Source organism: Halorientalis salina (assembly GCF_005049285.1).
Taxonomy (GTDB): domain Archaea; phylum Halobacteriota; class Halobacteria; order Halobacteriales; family Haloarculaceae; genus Halorientalis; species Halorientalis salina.
Window position 1 is genome coordinate 303,905 of the sequence record NZ_SOSC01000001.1, and the last position, 26,725, is coordinate 330,629.

Annotated in this window: 27 protein-coding genes and 1 pseudogene; 10 read left to right on the forward strand and 18 right to left on the reverse strand. The window is 66.4% G+C overall.

All coding sequences use genetic code 11. From position 1 onward, the window contains the following. Positions 1-20: 20 nt before the first annotated feature. A complete protein-coding gene (locus tag E2481_RS01645) occupies positions 21-746 on the reverse strand; it encodes a DICT sensory domain-containing protein (RefSeq protein WP_136715381.1) in 726 nt (241 codons plus the stop codon). A gap of 92 nt (positions 747-838) precedes the next feature. Beyond that, entirely contained in the window at positions 839-2,065 is a 1,227-nt protein-coding gene (locus E2481_RS01650; RefSeq protein ID WP_136715382.1) for an FAD-dependent oxidoreductase, read from the reverse strand. Between the two features lie 159 nt (positions 2,066-2,224). Here E2481_RS01650 and E2481_RS01655 point away from each other — a divergent pair, with 159 nt between their 5' ends. The 3 genes from E2481_RS01655 (at position 2,225) to E2481_RS01665 (ending at position 4,159) form a co-directional block, all read left to right on the forward strand. Further along, the gene (locus E2481_RS01655; RefSeq protein WP_136715383.1) at positions 2,225-2,500 is read left to right on the forward strand and encodes a DUF7111 family protein; all 276 of its coding nucleotides are present in this window, start codon (positions 2,225-2,227) and stop codon (positions 2,498-2,500) included. A gap of 112 nt (positions 2,501-2,612) precedes the next feature. Beyond that, on the forward strand, positions 2,613-3,779 hold the full coding sequence (locus E2481_RS01660) for a thiolase C-terminal domain-containing protein (protein WP_136715384.1): 1,167 nt from the start codon (positions 2,613-2,615) through the stop codon (positions 3,777-3,779). Then, positions 3,776-4,159 (forward strand): Zn-ribbon domain-containing OB-fold protein, encoded by a 384-nt coding sequence (locus E2481_RS01665; protein ID WP_136715385.1) that lies wholly within the window; start codon positions 3,776-3,778, stop codon positions 4,157-4,159. Before E2481_RS01660 ends, E2481_RS01665 begins: the two co-directional genes overlap by 4 nt. On the opposite strand, the gene E2481_RS01670 is transcribed toward E2481_RS01665, so the two are convergent. The 8 genes from E2481_RS01670 to E2481_RS01705 form a co-directional block, all read right to left on the reverse strand. Continuing rightward, on the reverse strand, positions 4,156-4,536 hold the full coding sequence (locus tag E2481_RS01670; protein ID WP_136715386.1) for a hypothetical protein: 381 nt from the start codon (positions 4,534-4,536) through the stop codon (positions 4,156-4,158). The genes E2481_RS01665 and E2481_RS01670 overlap by 4 nt on opposite strands. Continuing rightward, entirely contained in the window at positions 4,533-5,519 is a 987-nt protein-coding gene (locus E2481_RS01675; protein ID WP_136715387.1) for an alpha/beta fold hydrolase, read from the reverse strand. The genes E2481_RS01670 and E2481_RS01675 overlap by 4 nt, the downstream gene beginning before the upstream one ends. A gap of 66 nt (positions 5,520-5,585) precedes the next feature. Beyond that, complete coding sequence (locus E2481_RS01680; RefSeq protein WP_169302352.1) at positions 5,586-6,404, reverse strand: ABC transporter permease; 819 nt, start codon at positions 6,402-6,404, stop codon at positions 5,586-5,588. Continuing rightward, positions 6,401-7,141, reverse strand: a complete 741-nt coding sequence (locus E2481_RS01685) for an ABC transporter ATP-binding protein (protein ID WP_136715389.1) — start codon at positions 7,139-7,141, stop codon at positions 6,401-6,403. The genes E2481_RS01680 and E2481_RS01685 overlap by 4 nt, the downstream gene beginning before the upstream one ends. Further along, complete coding sequence (locus tag E2481_RS01690; RefSeq protein WP_136715390.1) at positions 7,138-9,030, reverse strand: NosD domain-containing protein; 1,893 nt, start codon at positions 9,028-9,030, stop codon at positions 7,138-7,140. The genes E2481_RS01685 and E2481_RS01690 overlap by 4 nt, the downstream gene beginning before the upstream one ends. A gap of 3 nt (positions 9,031-9,033) precedes the next feature. Continuing rightward, positions 9,034-9,714, reverse strand: a complete 681-nt coding sequence (locus E2481_RS01695) for a nitrous oxide reductase accessory protein NosL (protein WP_136715391.1) — start codon at positions 9,712-9,714, stop codon at positions 9,034-9,036. Between the two features lie 135 nt (positions 9,715-9,849). Then, positions 9,850-10,893, reverse strand: coding sequence for a methylmalonyl Co-A mutase-associated GTPase MeaB (gene meaB, locus E2481_RS01700; protein ID WP_136715392.1), 1,044 nt, complete (start codon positions 10,891-10,893; stop codon positions 9,850-9,852). Next, positions 10,890-11,306: a cobalamin B12-binding domain-containing protein gene (locus E2481_RS01705; RefSeq protein ID WP_136715393.1), complete on the reverse strand. Its 417-nt coding sequence runs from the start codon at positions 11,304-11,306 to the stop codon at positions 10,890-10,892. The genes meaB and E2481_RS01705 overlap by 4 nt, the downstream gene beginning before the upstream one ends. A 100-nt stretch (positions 11,307-11,406) precedes the next feature. On the opposite strand from E2481_RS01705, the gene E2481_RS01710 reads away from it, so the two are divergent. Both E2481_RS01710 and E2481_RS01715 read left to right on the forward strand, forming a co-directional pair. Beyond that, on the forward strand, positions 11,407-12,048 hold the full coding sequence (locus E2481_RS01710; protein WP_136715394.1) for a DUF420 domain-containing protein: 642 nt from the start codon (positions 11,407-11,409) through the stop codon (positions 12,046-12,048). A 59-nt stretch (positions 12,049-12,107) separates the two neighbouring features. Beyond that, positions 12,108-13,739, forward strand: a complete 1,632-nt coding sequence (locus E2481_RS01715) for a sensor histidine kinase (RefSeq protein WP_136715395.1) — start codon at positions 12,108-12,110, stop codon at positions 13,737-13,739. Positions 13,740-13,788: 49 nt separating this feature from the next. Here the strand turns inward: E2481_RS01715 and E2481_RS01720 are convergent, their stop codons facing one another. From E2481_RS01720 to cyoE, 6 genes and pseudogenes are all read right to left on the reverse strand, one after another. Then, on the reverse strand, positions 13,789-14,559 hold the full coding sequence (locus tag E2481_RS01720) for an ABC transporter permease (RefSeq protein WP_136715396.1): 771 nt from the start codon (positions 14,557-14,559) through the stop codon (positions 13,789-13,791). Beyond that, positions 14,556-15,542 carry an ABC transporter ATP-binding protein gene (locus tag E2481_RS18875; RefSeq protein WP_136715397.1) on the reverse strand — a complete coding sequence of 329 codons (987 nt, stop codon included), beginning with the start codon at positions 15,540-15,542 and terminating at the stop codon, positions 14,556-14,558. Before E2481_RS18875 ends, E2481_RS01720 begins: the two co-directional genes overlap by 4 nt. 193 nt (positions 15,543-15,735) lie before the next feature. Continuing rightward, positions 15,736-16,542: pseudogene (locus tag E2481_RS01730) on the reverse strand (sodium:calcium antiporter); the annotation flags it as partial. A 49-nt stretch (positions 16,543-16,591) separates the two neighbouring features. After that, on the reverse strand, positions 16,592-16,822 hold the full coding sequence (locus E2481_RS01735; RefSeq protein WP_136715399.1) for a SelT/SelW/SelH family protein: 231 nt from the start codon (positions 16,820-16,822) through the stop codon (positions 16,592-16,594). Between the two features lie 35 nt (positions 16,823-16,857). After that, a complete protein-coding gene (locus E2481_RS01740) occupies positions 16,858-17,544 on the reverse strand; it encodes a DUF7546 family protein (protein ID WP_136715400.1) in 687 nt (228 codons plus the stop codon). Next, positions 17,541-18,908 (reverse strand): heme o synthase, encoded by a 1,368-nt coding sequence (gene cyoE / locus E2481_RS01745; RefSeq protein ID WP_250137721.1) that lies wholly within the window; start codon positions 18,906-18,908, stop codon positions 17,541-17,543. The genes E2481_RS01740 and cyoE overlap by 4 nt, the downstream gene beginning before the upstream one ends. 212 nt (positions 18,909-19,120) lie before the next feature. Here cyoE and E2481_RS01750 point away from each other — a divergent pair, with 212 nt between their 5' ends. Next, positions 19,121-20,113 carry a cytochrome c oxidase subunit II gene (locus E2481_RS01750; protein ID WP_250137694.1) on the forward strand — a complete coding sequence of 331 codons (993 nt, stop codon included), beginning with the start codon at positions 19,121-19,123 and terminating at the stop codon, positions 20,111-20,113. A 323-nt stretch (positions 20,114-20,436) separates the two neighbouring features. On the opposite strand, the gene E2481_RS01755 is transcribed toward E2481_RS01750, so the two are convergent. After that, positions 20,437-21,207, reverse strand: coding sequence for a CAP domain-containing protein (locus tag E2481_RS01755; protein ID WP_136715402.1), 771 nt, complete (start codon positions 21,205-21,207; stop codon positions 20,437-20,439). A gap of 368 nt (positions 21,208-21,575) precedes the next feature. Here E2481_RS01755 and E2481_RS01760 point away from each other — a divergent pair, with 368 nt between their 5' ends. The 4 genes from E2481_RS01760 (at position 21,576) to E2481_RS01775 (ending at position 26,163) form a co-directional block, all read left to right on the forward strand. After that, complete coding sequence (locus E2481_RS01760) at positions 21,576-22,427, forward strand: HpcH/HpaI aldolase/citrate lyase family protein (RefSeq protein ID WP_136715403.1); 852 nt, start codon at positions 21,576-21,578, stop codon at positions 22,425-22,427. 74 nt (positions 22,428-22,501) lie between these two features. After that, a complete protein-coding gene (locus tag E2481_RS01765) occupies positions 22,502-23,761 on the forward strand; it encodes a Glu/Leu/Phe/Val family dehydrogenase (protein WP_136715404.1) in 1,260 nt (419 codons plus the stop codon). Positions 23,762-23,832: 71 nt separating this feature from the next. Then, positions 23,833-24,312, forward strand: coding sequence for an SRPBCC family protein (locus E2481_RS01770; protein WP_136715405.1), 480 nt, complete (start codon positions 23,833-23,835; stop codon positions 24,310-24,312). A 93-nt stretch (positions 24,313-24,405) separates the two neighbouring features. Beyond that, positions 24,406-26,163, forward strand: coding sequence for a MutS-related protein (locus E2481_RS01775; RefSeq protein WP_136715406.1), 1,758 nt, complete (start codon positions 24,406-24,408; stop codon positions 26,161-26,163). 131 nt (positions 26,164-26,294) lie between these two features. Here E2481_RS01775 and E2481_RS01780 read toward each other — a convergent pair whose 3' ends face one another. Continuing rightward, complete coding sequence (locus tag E2481_RS01780; RefSeq protein WP_136715407.1) at positions 26,295-26,504, reverse strand: hypothetical protein; 210 nt, start codon at positions 26,502-26,504, stop codon at positions 26,295-26,297. Positions 26,505-26,725 lie beyond the last annotated feature (221 nt).

Sequence of the window (26,725 nt, forward strand, 5' to 3'; positions counted from 1 at the left end):
CCATTCCGGTCGGTCGCGTGTCACTCCACGTGGTACGTCTCGGTGAGGTACGCCAGCATCTCGTCGACGAAATCGGCGCGATAGGTCCAGAAGCCGCTGTACACGTTCGGGCCGACCTCTTCGGCCAGCAGGCCGCACTTCTCGTCGTCGTCACCGTCGCCGTCGTACAGCACGAACCACGACCGGCCGATTTCCTCGTCGTCGATGCCGTGGACGTGTACGTCGACGCTGTCGGGAACGTCCGCGTTCGGCAGGCCGTAGACGTGGGTTTCGACCGGACTCTCGCCGAGTTTCCGGTAGATTCGCTCCTGGCTCGCGACGAGCGAGAGGCGCTGGAACCCGGTGTAAAGGGTTCCCCGGCCGGCATCCCAGGCCCGCTTTTCGATTTCACGGGACGCGATGATCATCCGCCGTTTGCCGAACTCCGAGAACGTGGTGTTGTCGATGTGACCCAGTACCTCCGGGTACTCGAAGTCGAGGTCCTGCCTCCTGTGGAGCCCGCCCTCGATGTCGACGTGTTCGTACACGTCCGCGAAGTCGGAGGCCGCGACGAAGTCACCGTCATCGTGGAGGACCACGAAGTTCGCGGGCCGCCCCTTCTCGGATGTGTCCCGCGTAAATCGCACCTGCTGGGGCTCGAGATAGCTCGCGACCTGCTCGACGGCAGACGGCGGCGCGTCCAGGTTGAACAGCGTCACGGTGGACCGCGAGCCGTTGACGGACTCGATGATCTCCCGGAAACTCATCCTGGTTCGGATATGAGAGCTTGCGGTAATAAATTCGGCCCCGACTTCGTGGATCGTAGCTGCCGTCGAGACGCTGAGGGGACGAGTCTGTTTCAGGAGCGACCGGACACCACGTCCTCGTCGGAGGGACCCTGCCCGTCGAACTCCGCGACGAACTCGTCGAGTCGGTCGGGGTCATCAGATCCCGGGAGTTGCTCGTCTGCGGTCCGGCAGACCGCATCCACGCCCAGGCGGTCGCACACGAGATCGGCCGTGGCTTCGGCCATCTGCCGGTACGTAGTCAGCTTCCCACCCACGATGGCCGCGGCGTTCTCGACGCCGTCCTCGGCGTGGTCGAGGAGGACGAAATCGCGCGAGATGGCGCGTTCCTCGCGGTCGACCTCGTCCGGTTCGTAGAGCGGCCTGACGCCCCACCAGGTCCGCCGCTGTGTCGCTTCTGCGACGGCGGGGAGCATCTCGGCACACTCGGCGACGACCCGCTCGATCTCCGCGTCAGTTTGGCTGTACTCGTCAGGATCGCCGACGGCCTCGCTGGTCGTTCCGAGGACGACCTCGCCGTCGTGGGGCAGGACGATGTCGCCGTCGCTGGGCGGCCGACACCTGTTGAGAACGGGGTCGAGCCCGTCGTACTCGACGGAAACCATCACTCCCTTCGTGGGACACATCCGAACGTCCAGCCCGGCCATCGCCGCGATCTCTCCGGCCCACGCCCCCGCCGCGTTCACGACGCACGACGGTTCGATGGTGTCGTCGACGCGACCGCCGACCGTGACCGCCACAACGGACCCGCGTTCGACGCGTACTCCCTCGACCGGCGCGTGAGTCAGGACGTTCGCACCGTGGTCGCGTGCGTCCACGGCGTTGGCCGCGACCAGTCGGGACGGGTACACCACGGCGTCCGGCACTTCCATCACGCGCTCGACCGTGTCGGCCAGGTCCGGAACCAGTTCCCGGGCCGCCGCCCCGTCGATCACATCGGTCGGAATCCCCACGTCTTCACAGGCGCGGCGCTTGCGTTCGAAATATGCGGGGTCGTCGGCGTCCAGCTGGACGAACAACCCACCAGTGTCCCGGATGGACGCGCCGGCGATGTCACGCAGGATTCGGTTCTCCTCGATGCACTCCGCCGCCCCCGATTGGTCGGACTCGGCATAGCGGGCACCACTGTGGAGCAGGCCGTGCGAGCGGCCGGACGTTCCGGCCGACAGCCCGCCGCGTTCGACGAGCGTGACGTCGACGTCACGAAGTGCGAGGTCGCGAACGATGCCGACGCCGGTCGCCCCGCCGCCGACGACGAGCACGTCAGTCTGTCTGGCCATGCATACAGTTGTGCGCTGACGCGAAAGGATATGTCGGTCGGTGGCACGACACGGTCTCGAACGGTCACCCAGTGACGAGAGCCCGGGGCAGCAGTCAGGACGGGAGTGCGAATGGCGGAGACCGACAGGTACGACCCGATTGGGTCCGTACCCCCGATAATGACGGACGCCGAAGTGACCGACCAGGGCATCACCGCACGCTACTACGAGACCGAAACCGAGCGCCGACTCGACTTCGAGCGGGACGGTGCGACGGCCGCCATCGCCCAGAACGTCGAGGGGTACGCCATGCTCAAGGTTCGACCGTCGGCCGACGGCGACGAACTCGAACGCTACTACGGGTTCGACATGGCGCTCGACCACGCGGCGGAACTGCTGGGCGTGTCACCGCACGACCTCCCAGTACCGGAACCGGCCGCCGACATGGGAATGTGAGTCCACCGAACCCACGACGGTGGATCCCAGTTCGTGACAGCTACGTACCACGTGAATAGACATCATGCGGCATCGGCAAGCCTATAAGGAGAACAACCCCTACCGGTGAGTGATGTCAGACCCACGTGTAGCCGGTATCGGCCTCACCCACTTCGGCAAACACCCCGAACGGACGGGGCGAGACATGTTCGCCGAAGCGGGCCTGGCCGCGCTCGACGACGCGGGCGCCGACCCCGACGACGTCGAAGCGCTCTACTACGGCAACTTCATGGGCGAACTGGCGGAACACCAGGGTCACCAGGGCCCGCTGATGGCCGAAGCGGTCGGCCTCGACGTTCCCGCGACGCGCTACGAGTCCGCCTGTGCCTCCAGCGGTGTGGCCGTCCGCGAAGCCGTCAAGACGGTCCGCAACGGTGAGGCCGACCTCGTCCTCGTCGGTGGTGCCGAGCGGATGACCAACATCGGAACGGCCGGTGCGACCGACGCGCTCTCTATCGCTGCCGACGACCTCTACGAAATCCGTGCCGGGATGACGTTCCCCGGCGCGTACGCGCTCATGGCCCGCGCGTACTTCGAACAGCACGGCGGGTCCCGCGAGGACCTCGCGGAGATCGCCGTCAAGAACCACGAACACGCGCTGCCCAACGAACACGCACAGATGCGCCAGGAGATCACCGTCGAGGACGCCCTCGACGCGCCGATCATCGCCGACCCGCTCGGCCTCTACGACTCCTGTCCCATCACCGATGGCGCGAGCGCAGTGGTCGTCGCCAGCGAGGAGTACGCCGAGGAACACGACCTCGACGCGCCGGTCGCCGTCACCGGCACCGGCCAGGGCGGCGACAAGATGGCGCTGCAGGACCGGCAGTACCACGCCCGCTCGCCAGCGACCGAGGACGCCGGCGAGGAGGCCTACGCCGACGCCGGGATCGGCCCGGACGACGTCGACTTCCTGGAGGTCCACGACTGCTTTACCATCGCCGAGGTGCTGGCGCTGGAAGGCCTCGGCCTCTACGAGGTCGGCGAGGCCATCGGCGCGGCCGGACGCGGCGAGACGACACGTCACGGCGACCTCCCGGTGAACCTCTCGGGCGGCCTGAAGGCCAAGGGCCACCCCGTCGGCGCGACGGGGGCCGCACAGGTCGTCTCGATCACGAAACTGCTGGAGGGTCGCCACCAGCGGGCCGACGACGTGCCCGACGCGACGACGGCCCTGGCGCACAACGCCGGTGGCACCGTCGCGAGTGCGACCGTTCACGTCTTGGAGGTACAAGAATGACTGACGCACGTGACGACAAGTACGACGACCTGCTGGACGCCATCGCCGAGGGCGAGGGCTACTACATCGAGTGTGACAACGGGCACGGCTCGCTCCCACCGCGACTGGCCTGCCCGCAGTGCGGTTCCCAGGACATCTCCGAGGAACCGCTCCCCGATTCCGGGGAGATCACGACCCACACGACGGTCACGGTCCCGACGCCGCAGTTCGAGGACGACGCGCCCTACGTGACCGCGATCGCCGATTTCGGACCGGTATCGGTGACGGGTCAGATCAGGGACGCAGAGCCCGAGGACGTCGAAACAGGCGACGTCGTCGGAATCGGCGTCGGCGAGACAGTGACGAACGAGGAACGACTGATCGTCTTCGAGCCGCGTTAGTCGGTGACCAGCGGCGTCGGCGCGTCATCGCCGGCGGCTTCCCTCGCCACGACGATTCCGAGGAGGAACGAGGCAAACGCGACGCCGCCGACCACCAGGCTGAGCGCGATTCCTGCTTCTATCGGCACTCCGATGCTGTCGTTCTGGACGGCGAACACGCCGGACACGATGACCAGCGTCCAGAGTGCGTTCCAGCGCTGGGTCGCCCACGAGTCGGTCTCGGGCACCAGAACGTGATACCGGGCGAGCAGCCAGGCGGTGACCCCGAATATCGGGGAGAGGCCGATGGCGACCAGCGGCGTCCCGAGCGCGACGGGGACGGCGACGCCGGCACCGGCGGCCACGATGCCGACCAGGCGACTCCTCCAGCGGTTCATTCCTGCGTCGTGGCGTCCTCGCCGCCAACCGCTTCGATCTCGATCTCGGTCATCGACCCGAGTCCCTCGCCGCGGACGACCTGGCGAACGAACTGCGCGCCGTGTTCGGCGTGGGGAAGGAGGTCCGACTCGTCGAAGACGATGAGCCGCGCGTTTGCGTCCTTCGCCAGTTCCTTCCCGGATTCGACCGGCGTGATCTCGGCCTGCCGCCCCCAGACGATGGTGACGGGCGCGTCGACCGTCGACAGGACCGCTCCCAGGTCAACGTCGAGGTCGAGGAAGCCGCTGATAAAGGAGGCGACGGCGAACCGGCCGCCCGGTTGATGGGCTGTCCGCCACTGGAAGTCGACCAGTTCGTCCGTGATGTTGGCCTCGTCGTAGTAGCCGTGGTCGGCGTTGAAGTGTCGGATCGACGGCTTGCTGGCGACGGCGTTGAACAGCGCCTTCCCCACCAGCGGGGAGCGAAACAGCGACCGCAGCCACACCCGGCGACCGGGCATCGTCTCGGCGGTCGGACAGACGAGAACGAGTTCCCTGACGGGGACCGACTGGGCAGCGACGCCGACGTAGGCTCCCGAGAGCGAGGAGGCGATGACCGTTGGCTCGTCGGCCATCGCAGAGAGGAAGTCCTCGACGAAGGTGGTGTACAGCGACCCGGAGTACATGAGCGGCGGCCGATCCGACCGGCCAAAACCGGGCAGGTCGGGAGCGATGACGTGGAAGTCCTCGGCGAGCGCGTCGAAGATCTCCCGGAACTCGTAGCTGCTCCCGGCGGCGTTGACGCCGTGGAACAAAACGAGGTCGTGGGCGTCGGGGTCGCCGGCCTCGGTGTAACTGACGTCGAACCCGCGCCAGCGGTACTGGCCCTGCCTGCCGTCGAGCGGCCGCGGTGCGTCGCCGGCGCGGCGCGTCAGTAGCCTGTTCGCTCCCGCGGTGAGACCGATACCCCCAAGGGCTCCAGCAGCGAGCGTTCGGAGCTTCATACACGTCCAATCGGCCGTCGGGCGCTTATATTCTGGTGTCGCCGGCCGGTCGTCCGCCGGGACGGCCTACGTCCGCCAGGCGGTTCGCATCGCGGCCGCCAGCGAAACGACGAACCAGGACGCGAGACCGATGCTATACGCGAGCGGTGAACCAGCCATCGCACCGCGCGTGTACACGTCCCCCACGGCGACCGAGAGGACCAGCCCCCGGAACGCGCTGTTGGGACTGAATATTAGCAACGGTTCGACCTGTCCGGCCGAGATGATACCGCCGGAGAGTGCGGCGACGATCGTCGCGTCGAATCCGACGACCAGTGCGATAAAGAGGACGGTGACCAGCGCCAGCGCCTCGCGGGTGGACCGTGCGACCGCCGAGACGGCCGTGGCGATGGCCAGCGTCACAAGCCCGAACACCGCGGTCAGTGTGACGAACCGGAGGTATATCGCCGGCGAGTCGACCGTCTCGTGGGCCGAGATGACCGTCACCTGTTCGCTCGGACTGGTCGCGACGAGCACAGCGCCCACGAGCAGCGGTGCCAGCACGACCCAGAGAAACCCGGCGAGCCGGCCCAGATAGACGCCGCCGACGAACGCGGTCCGCGAGACGGGATAGGTCCGTATCGTTTCGAGTTCGCCGCGCTGGGCGTCGGCGAATATCGCCCGATAGCCGAAGGCAAAGGCCAGCACCGGGACGAGCACCTCGACCGGTCGCAGCAGGTCGAGCGTGAGCGGAAGGTACCCGCCGGTCCCGGCGGCGACGACCAGGCCGACGATCACCAGAAAATAGCCCGCTGCGAGCACCGCGATGGTCCGGGTCCGCAGGAGCGTGCGGAACTCCCGCTGGGCGAACACCAGCGCGGTCCGACCGGCCTCGCGCACGGTCACGCTGACCCTCCCGTCCCGTCGACTCGCGTCGCCACCTCGCCGGATTCATGGCTCACGAGCGCTGACATGGCGTCTTCGAGGTCAGCCGCGCCCGTCTCCGCGAGCAACTCGTCGGGCGCGCCCGTCGCAGCGATCTGCCCGCGGTCGATCAGGACGGTGTCGTCGGCGATTCGCGAGACGGCCCCGAGGTCGTGGGTCGCGACGATGACGGCCGCGCCGTCGTCGGCGAGTTCGGAGATGGTCTCGGTGATGTGGTGACTCATCATCGGGTCCAGGCCGCTGGAGGGTTCGTCGAGGACCAGCAGTCCCGGATCGCCGATGGTCGCCTGTGCGATGCCGAGCAGGCGCGTCATACCGCCCGAGAGGGCTTCGACGCGCCGGTCCGGGACGCCACTGAGTCCGACGCGGTCCATGGCCGATTCGGTGTCGACGGACTCGCCCACGAGGTCGCCGTAGAACGACAGCGTCTCGCGGACGGTAAACTGCGGGCGAAACGCCGGTGCCTGGGCGAGGTAGCCGACCGGACGCGTCCCGGTCGACGGTCGGTCGACGCTGCCGCTGTCGGGAACCAGCAGTCCCGCGACTGCGCGCAGCATCGTCGTCTTGCCCGAGCCGTTCGGGCCGATGAGACACGTCACGGTCCCGGGGTCGACGCCGAAGGTAACGTCCTCGATGACGGTGAGGTCGCCGAAACTGACGGTGACTGCCTCGACGCTGAGTCCGACTGTCTCTGTCATGGGTGTGTTGCGTTCAGTTTCGATAGTTGCTCCGGATTCACCGGTTGTGCCAGCGTTGCAGTGTCGACGATGCCGCTTTCGCGGAGCCCGGGGACGGCGCTCTGGACGTTCCGGATCATCCCGACCGCGGGCGACTCCCTGAGCGTGACCGTCCCGCTCGCGTTCAGGAGCGCCCCCTCGATGTCATCGGTCGGGTAGTAGGCCGCATCGAGGGTCCCGTCGCCGTCCGCGTCCCGGCCCGGAAGCGGCCCCCAGTAGTTACCGCGGTCCTCGGTCCACAGGCGAATCGGGCCGCGAAGGGGCTGCACCTGAACCTCGTTGTCGACGATGTCGTTCCGGGCCACCTCGTTGGAGGGCAACAGCGTGCTCGCCCGCAAGCCGAGGTCGTTCCCGGCGACGACGTTCCCCGTAATGACCGACCGGTCCGCGCCGAAGGTGATTCCAATGCCGTTGTCGACGACCACGTTGTCGGCGATGTAGGAGGCGGACCCGGACATCGAGAGTCCGATATCGTTCCGGCGCACGTCGTTCCCGAGGAGCACGTTCCCGCGGGGACGCGTCATGACGATGACGCCCGCGTTCGTCCCCCGCATGGTGTTGTTCGCCACCACCGACCCGGAGGTGTACATCTCGTGGACGCCGTACCGCATGTCCACCATACGGTTGTCCCTGACGACGATGCCCGGCGTGCGGTGGGTGTAGACGCCGTCTCGACCGCCCTGAACCGAGATGTTCTGGACCACGATGGGATCGTACATCGCGACCACGCCCATGAAGCCCTCGACCCACTCCTCACTGCCGCGCACGGTACTGTCGCGAACCACCGTCCCGGAACTGTTGTGGACGATGAGCCCCGTGGCCGGCGTGTCGACGTGGACGCCCGAGACGAGCGACCCGGATGCGTTCTCGAACCTGATGGCCGAGTCGCCGCGGCCGTAGGCGACCCGGATGCGTTCGTCCCAGTCGTCGCCCACCTCCGCGAGCGACCGCGTCCCGTTCGGCCCGACTCCCGATACGCGGAGGTCGGTGACTGCCGACCCCGACGCTCGCATCTCCAGGACCGTCCCAGTCCCCGGACCCCTGAGATGAGTCTCGTTGCCCGCGCCCGTGATCGTCACCGGTTTGTCGACGGTCAGGTTCACGTCGTAGGTCCCCGGCGGCAATCGGACGGTCGTGTTCGGCTCCGCCCGTTCGATGGCTGTCGACAGGTTCGGCGCGTCCTCGCCGACGACGACGGAGACCGGCCGGTCGGCCAGCGTGGCTGTCCGCCGCACGCTCTCGTCAGCCCACGCCGAGCGGTTGTTGACGATGGTGTCGCGTTGCTCCCCGGGATCCGTGCGTTGCGTATCGGTCCGAGCCAGCAGTTCGTTCCACTCGACGACCCTGCCGTCGTACTCGTCTGCGAACGACCGCGCTGCGTCCGGGGACGAGAAGGGGACGACGGCTGGACCACCCGGTGTCCGGGCGCGGCTCTCGACGACGAAGTGGGCCTGACGCGCCGGGACCCACGAGATGTTGATGCTGCTGTTCGCGACGAGATAGTCACCTGCCGCCAGGGTCGGTTTGGCGCCGGTGTAATCGGTTACCAGTACTTCGATCGGACGCCCGAACTGCCGTGCAGTTCCCCGGGCAGCCAGGTGGTCCGCCGCCGCGTCGACGCCGTAGTAGCCGACGACGTACTGATACTGCGTGTAAAACACCTGTGCCTGCGGGATGCTGTAGCCAGCGTCCTCGGCCTGGAGGACGTCCACGCCCGACAAGCCGAGCCGCAGCGTCTCGTCGAACGGCACTGGCTGCACGCTCCGGTCGACGTCCGGGGAGACGGTGAACCCGGTCGCCATCACCGCCAGGACGGCCAACAGGGCGACGAGCGCGTACTTGACGTCCATCCCTCACATCCCGAGCTGGGCGATCAGTTCCGGTGTCACGTCTTCGACCGCCACACGCTCGCCCCCGTATTCGTCGGCGAACGACCCCGCGTCGTCGTCGGCCGAGAACGCGATGAGGTCCTGACCCATCGCGCCCTCGACCGACGAGCCGGCGACGAACGTCACCTCGCTGGCCGTGGTGAAGGCGTCGGCTTCGGGATGCGTCGAAATCATCGTCGTGCCCTCGTCCTCGAAGACGTCGTACTCGACTGTCGAGTAATCGGTGACGTACATGACGGATCGCTCCCAGCCGCGGTCCTGGCGCTCGAAGTCGTACTGAAACGCCTCCCAGGTGCTGTCGAACCGCGCCGGGTTCTCGTGGCCGGAAGGCTCGTTGTCGGGATAGAAGATTTCGGTGGTCGGTCCCGGGTGGTTCGGGATGATCATGCCACAGACCTCGCAGGCGTCGTCCGTGGTCAGGGTGATCGCGTCCGGCAGGTCCGCAGTCGTCGTCTCGCCGCCGGGGCCGGTCGTCTCCGAACAACCCGCTAGCGCCAGGGCCGCGCCGGCAGCGACGCCGCCGAGCAGCCGTCGCCGCGAGAGTCCGGCCGTCGGCGTCGTTCCACAAGCTCCGCGCGTTTCGTGCTCGCAGGGTCCGGTCGTCCGTCCGTGTGAACAGGGTTCGTGAGGGTTGTCGTCTTGCATACGTTGTGGACAGCTACGTCACAGGCATTTGGTTTCAGGCCGTTACTTCACTGGATCTATTCGCTCATTACCTAATTGGGTATTCACTGTTTTCACAATATGAGAACCGATCGGGCGTCCACGTACCGACAGGGCTTACGTGTCACGTCGTTCGCGAACGCACTCCTCGATCGGCGCGAGGATCTCGTCGGAGACGGCGTAGGGATCGGTCTCGCGGTCCATGACGCGGTCGACGAACGCCTCGATGCCGCCACGGCGATCGACCTCCGCGGCCAGCAGGTCGCTGGCGTCCTCACGGAGGAGCGTCCGGATCTCGGCGGCGTACCGCGAGCGGGCCTTGGCTTCGAGCTGTCCCGACGCCGTCAGGTACTCGGCGTGGTCCTCGAGCACCGAGCACAGTTCGCCGACGCCCTCGCCGGTTTTGGCGACCGTCTCGACGATGGGCGGCGTCCACGAGTGCTCCCCGTCGGTGTCGGTGTCCGTGCCGTCCGGTTCCGTCTCGACCGCGCCGTGGTGCCCCGTCGCGACCGCGACCTCGTTGCGTCGCCCCTCGATCATCTCGCGCAGTTCGTGGACCGTCCGATCGGCACCGTCCAGATCGGCCTTGTTGACGACGAACAGGTCCGCGATTTCGAGGATGCCGGCCTTGAGCATCTGCACGTCGTCGCCGCTGCCCGGCGGGACCAGCACCGCGACGGTGTCGGCGGTGCGGACGATGTCGACCTCGTTCTGGCCGGCCCCCACCGTCTCGATGATGACTTTGTCCTTCCCGAACGCGTCGAGGGCCTTGACGGCGTCCGTCGTGGCCGTCGAGAGCCCGCCGAGCGATCCGCGGGCCGACATCGACCGGAAGAACACGTCCATGTCGCCGGTGTTCGAGGCCATTCGGATTCGGTCACCGAGCACCGCCCCGCCGGTAAAGGGCGAGGACGGATCGATGGCGATGACGCCGACGGTGAGTCCCTGCTCGCGGTAGGCTTCGGCGAGTTTGTCGACCAGCGTGGACTTGCCGGCACCAGGGCTGCCCGTGACGCCGATGACGTCCGCGTCGCCGGTGTGTTCGTGGAGCCGCGAGACCAGTTCCCGATAGCCGGGCGCGCGGTCCTCGATCTTCGTGATCGTGCGAGCCAGGGCTCTGTGTTCGCCCGCGAGCAGGGCCTCGATCAGTTCGTCCGTCATCGCTCCGGTGCGTTCTCACGGACGAACTCGATGATCTCGTCCATCGACGCGCCGGGTCCGAAGATGCGGGCCACGCCCGAGTCGAGTAACTCGTCGCGGTCCTCGTCGGGAATGATCCCGCCGACGAGCACCAGCGTGTCGTCGAGCGCGCCGTACTCCTCGAGTCCCTCCATGATCCGCGGCACCAGCGTGTTGTGGGCACCCGAGAGGATCGAGATGCCGAGTACGTCGACGTCTTCCTGGACTGCGGCCTGGACCACTTCGTCGGGTGCCTTGTGTAGCCCCGAGTAGATGACCTCGAATCCCGCGTCGCGGAAGGCGCGCGCGATGACGTGTGCCCCGCGGTCGTGACCGTCTAACCCGACTTTGCCGACGAGACATCGGATGGTCCGCTGCTCCTGGTCAGCGCTCATGCGGGTTTGTAGCACGTTGTGGGCTTTCACTCTTGCCGTTGCCGTCCCCGACCGATCCGAACCCGACGGACTGATGGGCGTGCCGTCCACAGAACCCCGTATGGCTGTCGCCGATGAACCCCAAAGTTGGCCGAAGTCACACCCCCGCGCCGTAACCGCCGTCCTCTCCGTTCTCGGATACGCGCTCGTCGTCGGTGCCTTCGGCGGCCTGCTCCCCTTTCCGACGATCAGCCGCGACGCCGTCATCTTCCTGGGCGACGCCATCGCCGTCGTCAACACCCTGGCGCTGGCGGCGATCCTGACCGGCGTCTACTTCATCAAACGGGGCGAGGTCCGCAAACACCGCGCCGCGATGCTCACCGCCTTCGCGCTCATCATGGTCTTCCTCGTGCTGTACCTCCTGAAGGTCGGCGGCGGGTTCGAGAAGGCCATCCTCGCAGAGGGTGCGGTCTACTACACCTACCTGATTATGCTCGCCGTTCACATCCTGCTGTCGGCCCTGGCCGTGCCGGTCGTCCTCCACGCCGTCGTCCTGGGGTTGACCCACTCGCCGGAGGAACTCCGTGAGACCGTCCACGCCCGCGTCGGCCGCATCGCCGTGGCCGCCTGGGGCCTCTCGCTCGCGCTCGGCGTCATCACGTACATTCTGCTCAACCACGTCTACATGTGGACGCCACGGGGCCACAGCGCCGGTCTGGCCCTCCTGCTTCTCTCCACCCGGCCGCTCCTCGACCGGGAGTGAGGGAGGGACGGTCGAACAGACAAACATAAAAATACGCGCGGCCAGGTTCGGTCACGCACATGGCCTCGGTTCGGGTCTGGCTCGTCGGCCTCTACATCGTCGCTGGACTGCTCCCGCTCTTTCTCTTCCCGTATGTCCTGGACAACCGTGATAAACCCGGCGCGACCGGGCTGGTCCTCCTGCTGTTCGGAGCCACCGTCTGGAGCGTAGCCACCGCTGTCGTCACGATGGCGACGACGGGGACACCCGCGTTCGTGGGCGAGAACCTCACGTCGCTGGGAGCAGGCGTCCTCGGAACCGGCTGGGTCCTCATGGCGGCCGAGTACGCCGGCATCGTCGTCCCGTCACGGTCGACGGTCGGTGCGGTGCTCGGGGTGGGGGTCGTCCCGCAGCAACTCGTCGCCTGGACAAACCCGTTCCACGGGCTCTACTACCAGTCGATAGCGCCATCGGCGTCACTGACCAGTGCGTCGACTGACGTCGGTCCCGCGTTCTGGGTGTTCGTCGTCGTCGGCTACACGTTCTTCTCCGTCGGCTTCCTCGTCCTCCTCACCGAGGTGCTCACCGCTGGCGGCGTTCGCCGGAAACAGAGTGTGTTCCTACTGGCGAGTACGCTGCCGATCGTCCTGCTCTCGTCCATCAGCGTGTTCGCGTTTCCCGAGGTCAGCCTGTCCCCGTTCAGCTTCGTCGGGATGGTGTTCATCGTCACCTGGGCGCTCTTCCGGAGTGATTTCCTGGATATCGTGCCGATCGCCCGAAAGGAACTCGTCGCGACCATGCACGACCCCATGCTCACCCTCGACGAGCAGGGGCAGGTCATCGACAGCAACGCGGCCGCCCGGGCGCTCGCCGAGGTCGAATCGGAATACACGGGTGTACAGGCGTCGGAGTTCCTCCCGGACCGTGCCTGGCAGAGCGTGGACGACGAGACGCACGTGACCGTCACCCGCGACGGCCGGGACCGACACTTCGTGCCGGACGTGTCGCGGCTCACCGACGCCCGGGGCAACGAGCGCGGACGGCTCGTGGTTCTCCGGGAGGTCACACGGCTCAAAGAACACGAGCAGCAACTCGAGCGACAGAACGAGCGCCTCGAGCAGTTCGCGTCGATGATCTCTCACGACCTGCGGAACCCGCTGAACGCGGCCCAACTCCGGTTCGATATCATCCGGGACGAGGCGACCGAGGAACACGCCGCGGCGGTCGAACGGAACCTCGACCGGATGGAAAGGATGATCGACGACATGCTGACGGTGGCCAGGGCTGGGGCGGACGTCGAAGACACCGAACCGGTCGATCTGCCCAGTCTCGTCGCGGAGGCCTGGGACACGGCAGAGACCGACGGGGCCACCCTGCACAGCGACTTGCCCCCGGACACGACCGTCGCGGCCGACCCGTCCCGGCTCCGGAACGTCTTCGAGAACCTGTTTCGCAACGCCACCGACCACAACACCGCGCCCCCGACCGTCCGGGTCGGCACGCTTCCGGACGGGTTCTACGTCGAAGACGACGGCAGTGGCATCCCCGACGACGAGCGCGACGCGGTGTTCGATCGCGGGTACACGACCAGCGACGACGGCACCGGACTGGGACTCTCCATCGTGAGCGACATCGTCGAGGGCCACGGCTGGGAGATCACCGCCACCGACGGCGAGGCCGGCGGGGCGCGGTTCGAGATCACGACGGAGTGAGGTCCCGGTTGCCACGGCGACTGACCGCGACCACGCGCGCCCCCGAGCGTCAGTCCGTTCGCGGCAGAGCCGCCGCACCGCCGGCGAAGAACACGAGCGTCAGTCCGGCGAGCGCGCCCAGATAGAAGAGCGGTCCGGGCGGGGCCATCCCGAGGAACGGCTCGGTGCCGGCCTCGTAGGTCACCCACCGAACTCCTCTGGCGAAGTACGTCAGCGGCGAGAGCTCCGTGGGGAGCCACGCCGGGAGCATCGCCGGCGCGACGAACGTCTCCGAGAGGAAGAGCAAGGGCAGGGCGAGCGCGTTGCTCGCCGCGATGACGCCGTCCTGTGAGTCCGCGAAGCTCCCGAGCATCGCGCCGAGGCCGCAAAACAGCGCGACGCCGAGGCCGACGAACGGAACGAGCAGCGGCGAGAACGTGATCTCCGCGCCGGTCACGAGGACGATGAGGCCGAGCAGCAGTATCCCGGCCAGGCCGATGACGACGACGTTGACGAGCGTCTGTGCCAGCAGCCACTCCCACCGGGAGAGCGGCGTCGTCGCCAGCTTCTCGAACTGGTTGCCCTCGCGGTGGCGCGCGACCTCGCTCCCCACCCGTGAGAGCGGGGTGAAGAGGACGACGACGGCCAGATAGCCGGGGACGTAGTACCCCGCCGGTTCGGAGAACAGCCCGCTCCCGGTCGGTTCCGTCTGGACCACTGCGCCGAAGATGAGGATGATGATGACCGGGAAGAAGAAGGTGAAAAAGACCGCCGTTCGACGGCGCAGGAAGGAGTACCAGGCCGCGACGAACGCCGCCCCGATCCGGCCGGGTGCGCTCATCGTTGGGCCCCCTGGTGGGTGTCATCGTCGGCCCCGTTCTGGACTCGTCCGCCGTCGGCCAGGGGCGTCTCGCCGGCCGTAACGGGGTCCCCGCTGGCGGTGACCGCCTGCCCGGTCAGGTCGAGATACACGTTCTCCAGGTCCGGTTCGGTCCAGTTCAGCGCGTCGTAGGTCGCCCCCTGAGATTCCAGGGTCGAAACGATATCGCCGATGGCCTCGGGCGGCACGTCGTAGACGGTGAGCTGTCCGTCCGCCATCTTGGCGGGGTAGCCGAGCGCGTTCGTGACCGACGGGTCGGCGTCGGTCTCGACGACCAGCCGACTGTCCCCGCCGTGGGTTTCGATCAACGAGGCCGGCGAGTCGCAGGCGACGAGTCGCCCGTCGGCGAGCAGGCCGACGCGGTCGGCCAGCCGTTCCGCTTCGGCCATGTAGTGGGTCGTCAGAAAGACCGTCGTCCCCCCGGCGGCCAGGTCCTCGATGAGTCGCCAGACCGCGCGGCGGCCGGCCGGGTCGATACCCGTAGTCGGCTCGTCGAGGACGAGCAGGTCCGGATCGTTGACCAGCGTCGTCGCGAGACAGGTCCGGCGCTGCTGGCCGCCCGAGAGGTTCTCGTACCAGGTGTCGGCGTCGTCGGCGAGCCCCACGTCGGCCAGCACGTCCTCGACCGGTCGCGAGTCGTCGTACAGGCCGCCGTAGTACTCGACGAGTTCGCGCGCGGTCAGTCGCGCCGGCGGATCGAAACTCTGGGGGAGCAGTCCGATGCGAGCGCGGTCGACGTCGCGGGGGTCCTGACCGAACACGCGAACCGTCCCCTCGGCGTCAGTCGTTCCGAGCAACGCACGAACCAGCGTCGTCTTTCCGGCCCCGTTCGGGCCGATGAGCGCGAACACCTCGCCCTCGCCGACCGAGAGCGAGACGCCATCGACTGCGACGGTGTCGCCGTAGACCCGGCGGACGTCCTCGGCGACGACGGTGTCTGCCATGTCCGGAGACGTGACCGGGACCGGCGTAAGGGATTCGGTTCAGACCACCGCGACCGCCCACCGGCCGACCGCGAACGCGATCAGGACAGCTCCTTCCGCGCGCGACAACGCAGCGTCGGTCCAGGCCAGGAGGACGACGACGGCCACGGAGACCGCCAGCAACCCGATCCCGACCGGGACCCTGGCTCCCGACCGACAGCGGTGCCAGGACTGCCGCACCGCCGAGTCCGAGCGTGAGGTTGGTGAGATCGCTGCCGACGAGGCTTCCCGCCGAGACGTCCCGTTGCCCGCGCGTCGTTGCGACCACTGCCGTCGCCAGTTCCGGCGTCGAGGTCCCGATGGCGACGACGGTGTTCCCGATAGCCCACTCCGAGAGCCCGACTGTCCGTGCGAGGTTGGCTGCAGACCCCACGAGAAAGTGCGCACTCCCCACGACGGCGACGAGTCCCCCGAGGAGTTTCAGGGCGGACAGCAGCCACGGCTCCCGGGGGTCGGCAGCGACCGGCCCGGGCACGGCGTCGGCCGTCGCCGTCGGTGTTCGGTCCCGGTTCCCTCGCAACAGCACGCCGATATATCCGATCCACAGACAGACCAGGACCGCGCCTTCGAGCCGACCGAATCGCAGGTCGAGGAAGAACGCGGTCGTCAGCGTGCCGGCAGCCAGAAGGACGAGGCCGTCGCGGCTCACGACCCGGCGCGGGATCGGAAGCCGACCGGAGAGCGCCACGCCACCGAGAATGATCCCCAGGTTGAACACGTTCGACCCGACGACGTTGCCCACCGCGATGGCCGGTTGTCCCTCGACGGCGGCGTCGAACGTGACGACCAGTTCCGGCATCGAGGTGCCGACGGCGACGACGGTGAGGCCGACGACGAGCCCGGACAGGCCGAGCCGGTCGCTCACCGCGACTGCCCCCGTGACGAGCAGGTCGGCCCCGAAATACAACCCGACGATGGTCACGAGGACGACGGCCAGATCGACGGCGACGCCGGGAGTCACGTATCGGTTCTCTGCCGGGACCGTCAAAAAGCACCGGTACGTCCCGTGTTCAGACGAACGTGCGAACCTGCCGAACGATGTCGTCCACGTCGTACGCGTCCTCGTGTTTGTCGAACACCGTCTCCCCGCCGACGCTCACCGTGAACACCCCGTTGTCGCCGGTTTTCAGCGTCACCGCGTCGAGTTGTTCGCCGAACGTCGTCAGGAGCGCGTGCTGGACGGTTTCGGCGCGGTCGAGGAAGCCACAGGGAACACAGTACTCGATTTCGACGGTGGTCATACGAGAGGCATGGAGTGGCGCAGGTTTGAACCCTCCTACTGACCGAACGGCCGCCAGTACAGCAGGCCGACCGTCACCACGAACACGATCGTCGAGAGCCCGTAGGACTGGGAGTAGACGGCGCTCGCGACCGCGGTCCCGCTGCCGAAGACGCCCGTGGCGATGCCTGCCAGCACCGGCCAGGTGCAACTGACGCAGGACAGCAACCCGAGCAGTCCCGTCACGGCCGACCCGGCGGCGTCGAGGACCGTCGCGTAGACCAGATACGCCAGCGCGACGTAGCCGACGGCCTTGAACGGAAGTATCGAGACGGTGAACAGCGATCCGCTGTAGAACAGGGCCGGACCCCATCCCGGCGGGAGGTCGAAGCTGGCCGAGAACCCCGCCATTGGCCCGCCCATCGGGCCGTTGATCAGACCGCCGACGTACGCAAGCACCGCGAAGTAGCCCACTGCGAGCACCAGACCGATGCGCCGGTGGCGAGCGCTCGCGGCGGCGGGTGTGGTCCGGACGATGGCCCAGAGGCCGACGTTGATCCAGACGAACGGATAGAGCCAGTAGCGGACGGCACCGGCACTGGTCAACGTACCGTCGAACCCGACGACGTACAGGCTGAGGAGCAGCAACTCGAAGTTACAGACGAGAGCCACCCAGAGCAGCGTCTCCGTGTCGGGGCGCAAGCGGTCGTACCATTGCGAAGCGGCGATTGTGTCAGTTGTCATAGCGCGAGTGCGTCGACGACGACAGCTACCAACACGGCACCCAGGTAGGCGTTCGAGGCGTGGAACGCACGGAACGCCGCGTCCTCGGTCTGCTCGCGATGGAGCCTGATGACTGCCCACAGGAAGACCCCGCCCAGCGAGACCGTCGTCGCGGCGAACAGCCAGCCCAGGTCTGTCAGCGTCGCCAGGACCGTCGCGGCCAGCAGCGTCGCCGACAGCCAGAGCAGGATGTGCTTGCGCGTGGTCGCCTCACCGCGGACGACTGGCATCATCGGGAAGCCGCCCGCCTCGTAATCGTCCTTGTACGCCAGCGCGAGGTTGTAGAAGTGCGCGGGCGTCCAGACGAAGATGAGGCCGGCGAGTGCAAGCCCGGGGAGTCCGATCTTCCCGGTGACGGCCGCCCAGCCGATGAGCGCAGGGAGCGCGCCCGCCGCCCCGCCGATGACCGTGTTCTGGACGGTGTTCGGTTTGAGGACCAGCGTGTAAATGACGCTGTAGAACAGGATGGCCGACAGCCCGAGCGCTGCCGCGAGTGGATTGATCTGGAGGAACACGCCGACGGAGACGGCCGCCAGCGCCAGGCCGAAGGCGACCGCGTTCCGGACCGGAATCTGGTGGGTCGCCACGGGCCGGTCGCTCGTTCGGTCCATCCGCTTGTCTTTCTCCCGTTCGAGGACGTGATTGAAGGTCCCGCTCGCGCCGATCGCGAGTACACCACCACCGAGCGTGAGGACGACGGTTCGGACCGTCAGCGCCGGCCCCGCTGCCAGGGCCATCCCCGCGGACGCGACGAGACAGAGCAGCCACATCAGTCGCGGTTTCATCAACCGGAAGTACGCCAACCCGATGTACTTCGCACGCGTGAGCGGGCCCGCGTTCAGGACCGCCTCGGTCGTCTCCTCGCCCTCGTTCGCCGTCGCCACTGGTTCCTCGTCGAGGGTCAGGTCGGCCGTTCTGGTCGCCGTGTTTCGCTCGTGTTCGGGTTCGAGGTGCCAGGCCAGAGCCAGCGTCAGCCCGGCGAAAATCGCCATCCCGGTTACGAGGTGTGCCAGCGGGAGCGGATCGGCAGCGCCGTTGAGTGCGACGAACGCGCCGATCGCGATCTGGACGGGATAGAGCGCGAGCGACGCGGCGAGCGCGGCCTTGACACGAGTGGAAACGTCCGCTCGTCGCAGGCCGACGATTCCCGTGACGACGGCGAGGACGCCCACCAGCGACGCCACGGTCCGGTGGGTCCACGCGACCAGTAGCGTCGGCGTCGAGAGCGTGGGCGTCCGGTGACAGACGGGCCAACTCGAGCAGGCCGCAGCGGCGTCCGTCAGCGCGGCCGTCGCACCGAGTACCACCAGCAAATAGACCCCCATCGCGGTACTGGCCAGTAGAGTCACGAACCGTGGACGGGGGAGGCGCTGGAACACGGCTGATTCTCTCACTATCTGAATCTTGGAGCGCGACCACTTATGCCCCCCGCTTTACCCGCGCAGGCTGCCGAACACCTTCGTGGAAACCGCTATAGGGAGGGGGTCCTCGGGAGAAGACAGCAGCTATTTAAGCCCGAATTCCTAACGCCCGAACAATGCTAAACCGCAAGCGTGCCGGGCTCCTGGGGCTTTTCGGCCTTGGCCTGTTTCTGGCTGCGGTCGAACCGGCCACAGCACAGTCGACGGAGTCGACGATCACCGAGGGACTGATCTGGGGACTGAACGAGAAACTCGTCTACGCTGCAGTCCCCATCACGGTCCTCGTCGAAGGGATCCTGATTTACACGGTCTGGAAGTTCAGCAAGAACGACGAGGCGAAACCGACCCAGGAGAACCGCCGACTGGAGATCACCTGGACGATCGCCACCGCCATCATCCTGCTTTTCGTCGGCGTGGCGACCTACCAGGTGCTCGGAAGCCCCTACGTTTCCGCCGGGTCACAACAGGCGATCGAAGAGCCGGGCAACGTCGAGGAGATCGAGGTGTACGGACAGAAGTACGTCTGGAACTTCGAGTACTCGGTCGACGCTGAGGGAGTCACGGCCTCCGATCTGACGCTCGAAAACGTCACGTTAGATGAGGCAACCGTAACGAACACCTCTGGAGACGGAATCCAGGTCGAAGATGCGGAGGTGTCCGGCGAGAAGATCGAGAGCGGCACGCTATTCAACGGCGTCGTCACGGGCCTCGATAACGAGACCCGCGACTCGTTGACCGAAAACGAGACCGAGACGTTCTCGGACGTCACCGTCGAGTCGGCCACCATCTCGGACGCGACCATCCAGAACGGGACAGTGAGTTCCTCCGAGACGATGAAAATGCCGGCGAACCGTGAGGTCACGCTGAACATCACCTCCAACGACTGGCTGCACTCGTTCCACGCTCCGGGCCTCGGCCTCAAGCAGGACGCGTTCCCGGGCGAGTGGAACCAGATCAGGACGAAAGCGACCGAAACCGGTGAACACCAGCTCTACTGCGCCGAGTACTGTGGCTCCGGCCACTCCGACATGCTCGGACAGGTCGAAGTCGTCTCCCAGGAAGAGTACCGCGAGTGGAAAGTCGATACCTGGCTCGAAGACCAGCAGTAACTAAACGCTCCGTTTCTACGTTTCCGGTACTCGTGTTCGCGAACTCGACAGTCACCACTGTCGAAAGCAGAGACACGAACTGGATGTTCTGGCTCGCTTCGGAAACCGACGTATTCTATCTCGATCGCTGAGCAGTCACGTCCGACTGCAATCGCCCTCTGCACGTTGTTCGGTCGGTTCGCCGGTTCGGATGTCGAACAGTCCAGACACGCCACACGGCGGTCCAGAGGACAGACACATCTGGACGGACAACATGGACAGTACGACTGGAGTAACAACAGTCATCGACAACAGTACGGACGAAAGAAAACGTCGCTCGTGGTTCAGCAGACGTTCGCGGTGGCGTACACGTCGCCGGAGTCGGTGATCTCGACACCGGTGCCGATCTGATTCGCGTTCTCGTAGGTGAGTCGCGTGCGAAGGTACTGGTTGCTGGTCCACTGGTCGACGATCTCCCGCGCGATCGTGGTATCGTTCAGGTAATACTCCGCGGAGACGGTCTCGACGTTCTCGAACATGGCGTTGTCGACAGAAATGGTGGCACCACCGCCGTCCTTCTGGAACTGACAGACACCGTATAGATCAGCTTCACGGTATCGATCCGCGCTCGACTGGCCGTCGATTTTGTGGATCGCTTTCCCCTCGGCTGCCATGGCGATGCTGTGGTTCCTCGCCATCCAGTCGACGCGTTTGGCGGTCAGTCCGGTGGTGCTCAGCGGGTCGAGGCCGCGCGACTGCCGATACTCGTTGATGAACCGCTCCATTTCGGTCTCGATATCGTCGCTGTCGTACCGCCTGAATCCGACGACCGTTCGCGTTTCGCCCGGTTCAGGCGTCCCGGACTCCGTGACCGATGGAGAACTCGGACCGGCAGTCGAGGTCGGCACCTCCGTTTCACCGCCGGGGATCGGGGTCGGACTGCCGCTGTCCCCGTTGTCCCCGCCGTTTCCGTTACCGCCGTTGGTTCCGCTACCGCCGCCATCACTCGCCTGGTTGTTGGTCGGTCCACCGAGTTGCATTCCGATGAGGATACCGACACCCATCGAAACGAGGACGATGACCCCGAGGACGGCGAGTGCCGTTTTGTTCACCATACTGCCTACGTTATATCCAGCGAGTAAATCAATGTTGGGTACCGCTCAGGTTGTCGACACGACACGAACGGCGTCGACCAGCCGGATCGTAAGGATACATTAACATACCCGTTCTCGGGAGGAGCCAGCATAAACGAGGTCCTTCGGTCGATCTGTCGGCCAATAGTACCTAGCGGACCCGTTCCAATAGCACGACGATTCATGATGGGTAGCGCGGTGTTAATGGCTACCTAACTCGTCGTATCGGGGTTCAGCCTTCAGGTCGGAATCAAAATATCGTTCTATTGGTATCGGACAGTGGGGTCCGTCGGCTTCGAAACCGACGACTGTCCCGGAAACGTCACGTTTCTGGCGACGTATGAGTCGCCATGGCCCGACGAAGCGTTCTGTTCTCTCCAGGAGACCAGCCGGACCTCATGCGCAAAGCGCCCGGAACTGGAGCTGACGTCGTCGTTTTCGATCTCGAAGACGCCGTCTCGCCGGATCGGAAATCCCACGCACGATCGGCCGTCAACGACGTGCTCACCGACGAGTCGTTCGATCCCGAGTGTGAAGTCTGCGTCCGCGTCACACCACCGTCGGTCGCTGCCACCGAAGACCTCGACACCGTTCTCGACGGGACGCCACGTATCGACAGCGTGATGCTCCCGAAAGCGTCCGGGGCCGACGACGTGGCTGAGATCGCGTCCATGCTCGCGGACTTCGACGTCTCGCTTCCGGTCGTCCCCATCATCGAGTCGGCTGCCGGCGTCCTCAACGCCGAGGAGATCGCCGCGTCGGCCGCGACGACCGCCGTCGCGTTCGGTGCCGAGGATCTCGCCGCAGATATCGGGGCGACCCGAACCGAGGCGGGAACCGAGGTACTCTACGCCCGGGAACGCGTCGTCCTGGCTGCCAGTGCCGCCGGTGTCGACGCGATCGATACGATCCACGCCGACATCGAGGACACGGAGGGACTCCGCGAGGCGACCGACTTCGCCATCGAACTCGGATACGATGGCAAAATGGCGATCCACCCGGCCCAGGTCCCCGTCATCAACGACGCGTTCACCCCTACCGACGACCAGGTCGACTGGGCCGAACGGGTGATGGACGCGAAGGCCGCGGCCGAGGCCGAGGGACGCGGCGTCTTCACTGTCGACGGCGAGATGATCGACGCACCGCTCGTGAAACAGGCCGAACGCATCCTCGAACGCGCTCGCGTTGCCGAGACCCAGTGACGAAGCGTCTATTAATATAAGTATATTATAAATTCGACATTACGTTTATCAGTACAGTCAGTGATGGGTCGGCCATGAGCGACGACGTGAACCCGTTCGAGAGTCTGCAGGAGCAGATCGACGACGCTGCCGCCTACATTGACGTTGCTCCCGACGTTCTGGAGCGGTTGAAACACCCGGAGCGCGTCCTGGAGGCGAACCTCTCGGTCGAGATGGACGACGGCTCCATCGAGGTGTTCAAAGCGTTCCGGTCCCAGTTCAACGGCGACCGTGGACCGTACAAGGGCGGCATCAGATACCACCCGAACGTCTCCCGCGACGAAGTGAAAGCGCTCTCCGGCTGGATGGTGTACAAAAGCGCGACAGTCGATATTCCTTACGGCGGTGGCAAAGGGGGGATCGTCATCGACCCGCGCAAGTACTCGGCAAACGAGATCGAGCGACTCACACGGGCGTACGCGACCGAACTGCGGCCGATTATCGGCCCGGACAAGGACATCCCCGCCCCGGACGTCAACACCGGGCAGCGCGAGATGAACTGGATCAAGGACACGTACGAGACGCTGGAGAACACGACGGCACCGGGGACCGTGACCGGCAAGGCTCCGACCAGCGGCGGCAGTGCCGGCCGAGTGAAGGCGACGGGTCGCTCCGTCATGCTCACGGCCCGGGAGGCCTTCGAGTACCTCGGGAAAGAGGTCGAATCGGCGACCGTCGCCGTTCAGGGCTTCGGTAACGCCGGTTCGGTCGCCGCGGGGCTGATCGACGAGGAACTGAACGCGAATATCGTGGCCGTCTCGGATTCGAGCGGCGCCATCTACAATTCCGACGGGCTGGACATAGCAGACGCCAGGTCCCACAAGAACTCGACCGGACAGCTCTCGGGCTACGGGGGCGCATCGAAGGAACTCACCAACAGGGAACTGCTCACGCTCGACGTGGACCTGCTCGTTCCCGCAGCCCTGGAGAACGCCATCGACGCGAGCATCGCGGCGGACGTCGAGGCCGACATCATCGTCGAGGCAGCCAACGGTCCGTTGACCCCCGACGCCGACGACGAGCTCACGGACCGTGACGTGGCCGTGTTCCCCGACATCCTCGCGAACGCCGGCGGCGTCACCGTCTCGTACTTCGAGTGGGTCCAGAACCGCCAGCGGTTCCACTGGACGGAAGAGCGCGTCAACGAGGAACTGGAACGGATCATCTGTGACGCGTTCGATACGCTGACCGACCGATACGAGGGAACGGACGCCCCGAACTACCGAACCGCCGCCTACGTCGTCTCGATCGAACGCGTCGCCCACGCCGCAAAAGAGGCCGGACAGTTCCCGTAGCCGCCCGTCGATCCCGGTCCTGATTCGCCAGTACCACGTTCGTTTTACGGATACCGCCCCTAGCAGTTGCCATGTCCGTCTACCAGCGCGAGGTCCGAGTCGCTGCGCCGTTCGACGACGTCTGGGAGTTTCACTCGCGAGTCAGCGGATTAGAGGCACTGACGCCCAGCTGGATGAACCTCGACGTCGAATCAGTGGTCGGTCCTGACGGTGACCCCGATCCGGGGATTCTGGCGGTCGGGTCGCGTATCGAATCGTCGATCAAGCCGTTCGGGATTGCCCCCCAACAGCGCTGGACCTCGGTCATCGTCGAGCGGGAGGCGGGCGACGGGTCCGCGATGTTCACGGACGAGATGGAGGGCGGGCCGTTCCGGGAGTGGCAGCACACCCACTCGTTTTACGCGGACGGTGACGAGACCGTCGTGCACGACCGGGTGGAGTATCAACTCCCGCTCGGGAGCCTCGGTCGGCGGCTCGGACCGCTCGCCGTCGTCGGCCTCGAACCGATGTTCCGCTACCGTCACCGGCAGACGAAGCAACTACTGGAGTGACTGCTTCCCGTTCGCAGTCTCCTGACCACGGGGATTCGAGTCGTCCTGCCCGATTCCTGAACGCCTAAGACGCCGCCGGTCCTCGGGCGGGGTATGCGACTGGAGGACTACTGGGGCGTCGGGCCGAAGACCCGGGACCTGCTCGCCGAGTCCATCGGCGAGTCGGCGGCCATCGAAGCCGTCGAATCCGCGGACAGTCGAGCCCTCATGGCCGCCGGGCTCAGCCGCGGGCGGGCGACCCGGATTCTGCGGCGAGCACAGGGCGGCGAGGGCATGGACGTCCTCGCCACGCGGGATACGCGAGACGTATACAAGGACATTCTCAACCTGGCCAGCGAACACGCGGTGACGCGCCACGCGGAGGACCGCATTCGGGTTCTGACGCCGCTGCGCGACCGCGAGGCGATGGAAGACCGGCTCGACACCGTCCTCGAGGCCGTCGACGCCTGGCGAGGACTCGACGAGGAGACCAGGGGTGCGGTCGTCGACGCCTTCAAGCGTCACGACAGCATCGACGGCGGGGAACGGTCGGCCGTGCGGACGGTCCTCGAACTGCTCGACGTGGGCGTCTCCGGGGGCGTCTTCGATCGGCTGGCACCGCTCGATGCGGACGCGCTCGACGACGCGGCCGACGCGCTGGCTGCGCTGGGTGACGGACGGGTCGGACAGGGGGCCGACGACCGACTCGACGACCTGCGCGATCAGCAGACTGCGGTCGAGGAACTGGCCGCGAACCAGGCCGACGTGCTCGAATCCGTCCAGGAGGGCGTCCGCGGGACGGACGAGTTCCGCGAGGCGTTCGTCCGGCACGTCAGCGACGAAACGGGCATTCCCCTGAGTGCAGTCAGGGAGGCCATGCCGTCGGACGCGACCGACGCGTCGGGGTTCGTCAGCGAGACGCTGCGGTCACTGGCCGACGACAGACGGAAATCGGCCACCGATCGGGCCGACGAGGTGGCGGCCGACCTCGAAGGGGCAATCGAAGAAGCACGTGACGACATCGACACCGCAGTCGCGGCCATCGACGACATCGCGTTCTACGTGTCGCTGGCTCGATTCGCGCTCGCGTACGACCTCACGCGGCCGACGTTCGTCACCGACCGGGAGACGATCGCCGTCGCCGACGCCCGGAACCTCGAACTGCTCGGTGCGGACGCGGGGTCCGTCCAGCCGATCACGTACGCCGTCGGGGAGCACGACCTCGATGTCGGAAACGCCGACGGCCCGCCGAACGGCGATCAGGTCACGGTATTGACCGGGGCCAACAGCGGGGGGAAGACCACACTGCTGGAGACGCTCTGTCAGGTCCAACTGCTCGCCCAGATGGGGCTGCCCGTTCCGGCGGCGGCCGCCGAAGTGAGCGTCGTCGACGTGGTCGTCTTCCACCGGCGACACGCCAGTTTCAACGCGGGCGTGCTGGAATCGACCCTGCGAACCGTCGTCCCGCCGCTGTCGAGCGACGACCGGACCCTGATGCTCGTCGACGAGTTCGAGGCGATCACGGAACCCGGGAGCGCGGCCGATTTGCTCCACGGGCTGGTGACGCTGACCGTCGACCGCGGGGCGATGGGCGTGTTCGTCACGCACCTCGCGGACGACCTAGAACCACTACCCGAGGAAGCTCGAACGGACGGCATCTTCGCCGAAGGGCTCACGCCCGACCTCGACCTGGCCGTCGATTACCAGCCACGCTTTGGCACCGTCGGGAAGTCCACGCCCGAGTTCATCGTCTCCAGACTCGTCGCCGACGCCGGCGACCGCCAGGAACGCGCCGGCTTCGAGACGCTCGCTCAGGCCGTCGGCGAGGAGGCCGTCCAGCGGACGCTGGCCGACGCTCGCTGGACGAACTGACGCGGCACAGGACAGGCATCTCTCAGCCGTCCCACACACCGGGTTTCCGGTGAAACCGGCCGTAGAGGAGTCGATACCGCCCTCGAAAACGAGGGTCAGCTAGATGTATTGGCGCAGAATACTTTTCGCGGTCACTCACTCCCGATCGGTTCGACGTCATCGAGCGCGAGTGCGACCGAGGATCGTCCGTCCGGCGTCGGGTCGTCCAGGGAGAGCGCGACGACGACGTTTCCCTTCTTCGGCGTGTAGGTGACCGACGTGATCGTCCCGGGTCGCGTTTCGCCATCGACGGTCGCGGTGGCCCGTCGGCCCTGCAATCGCTCGGCCAGGTCGTCTGACATACCCGAGACTCAGCACTCACTGCCCCTGGATGTTGCGAAGCGTCACCCGGCGGGTCGAGAATACCAGTTCCGACGGGTGACTCCAACCGTCCGATATCTCCAGCCGAAACCACGGTTTCGACCCGACACACAGGACGGCCCCGATATCATTCCATGGCAGAAACGGCGAAATATGGTATACGTTACCAAAGAACATTATAGTCATTTGCTACGTGAGTGAT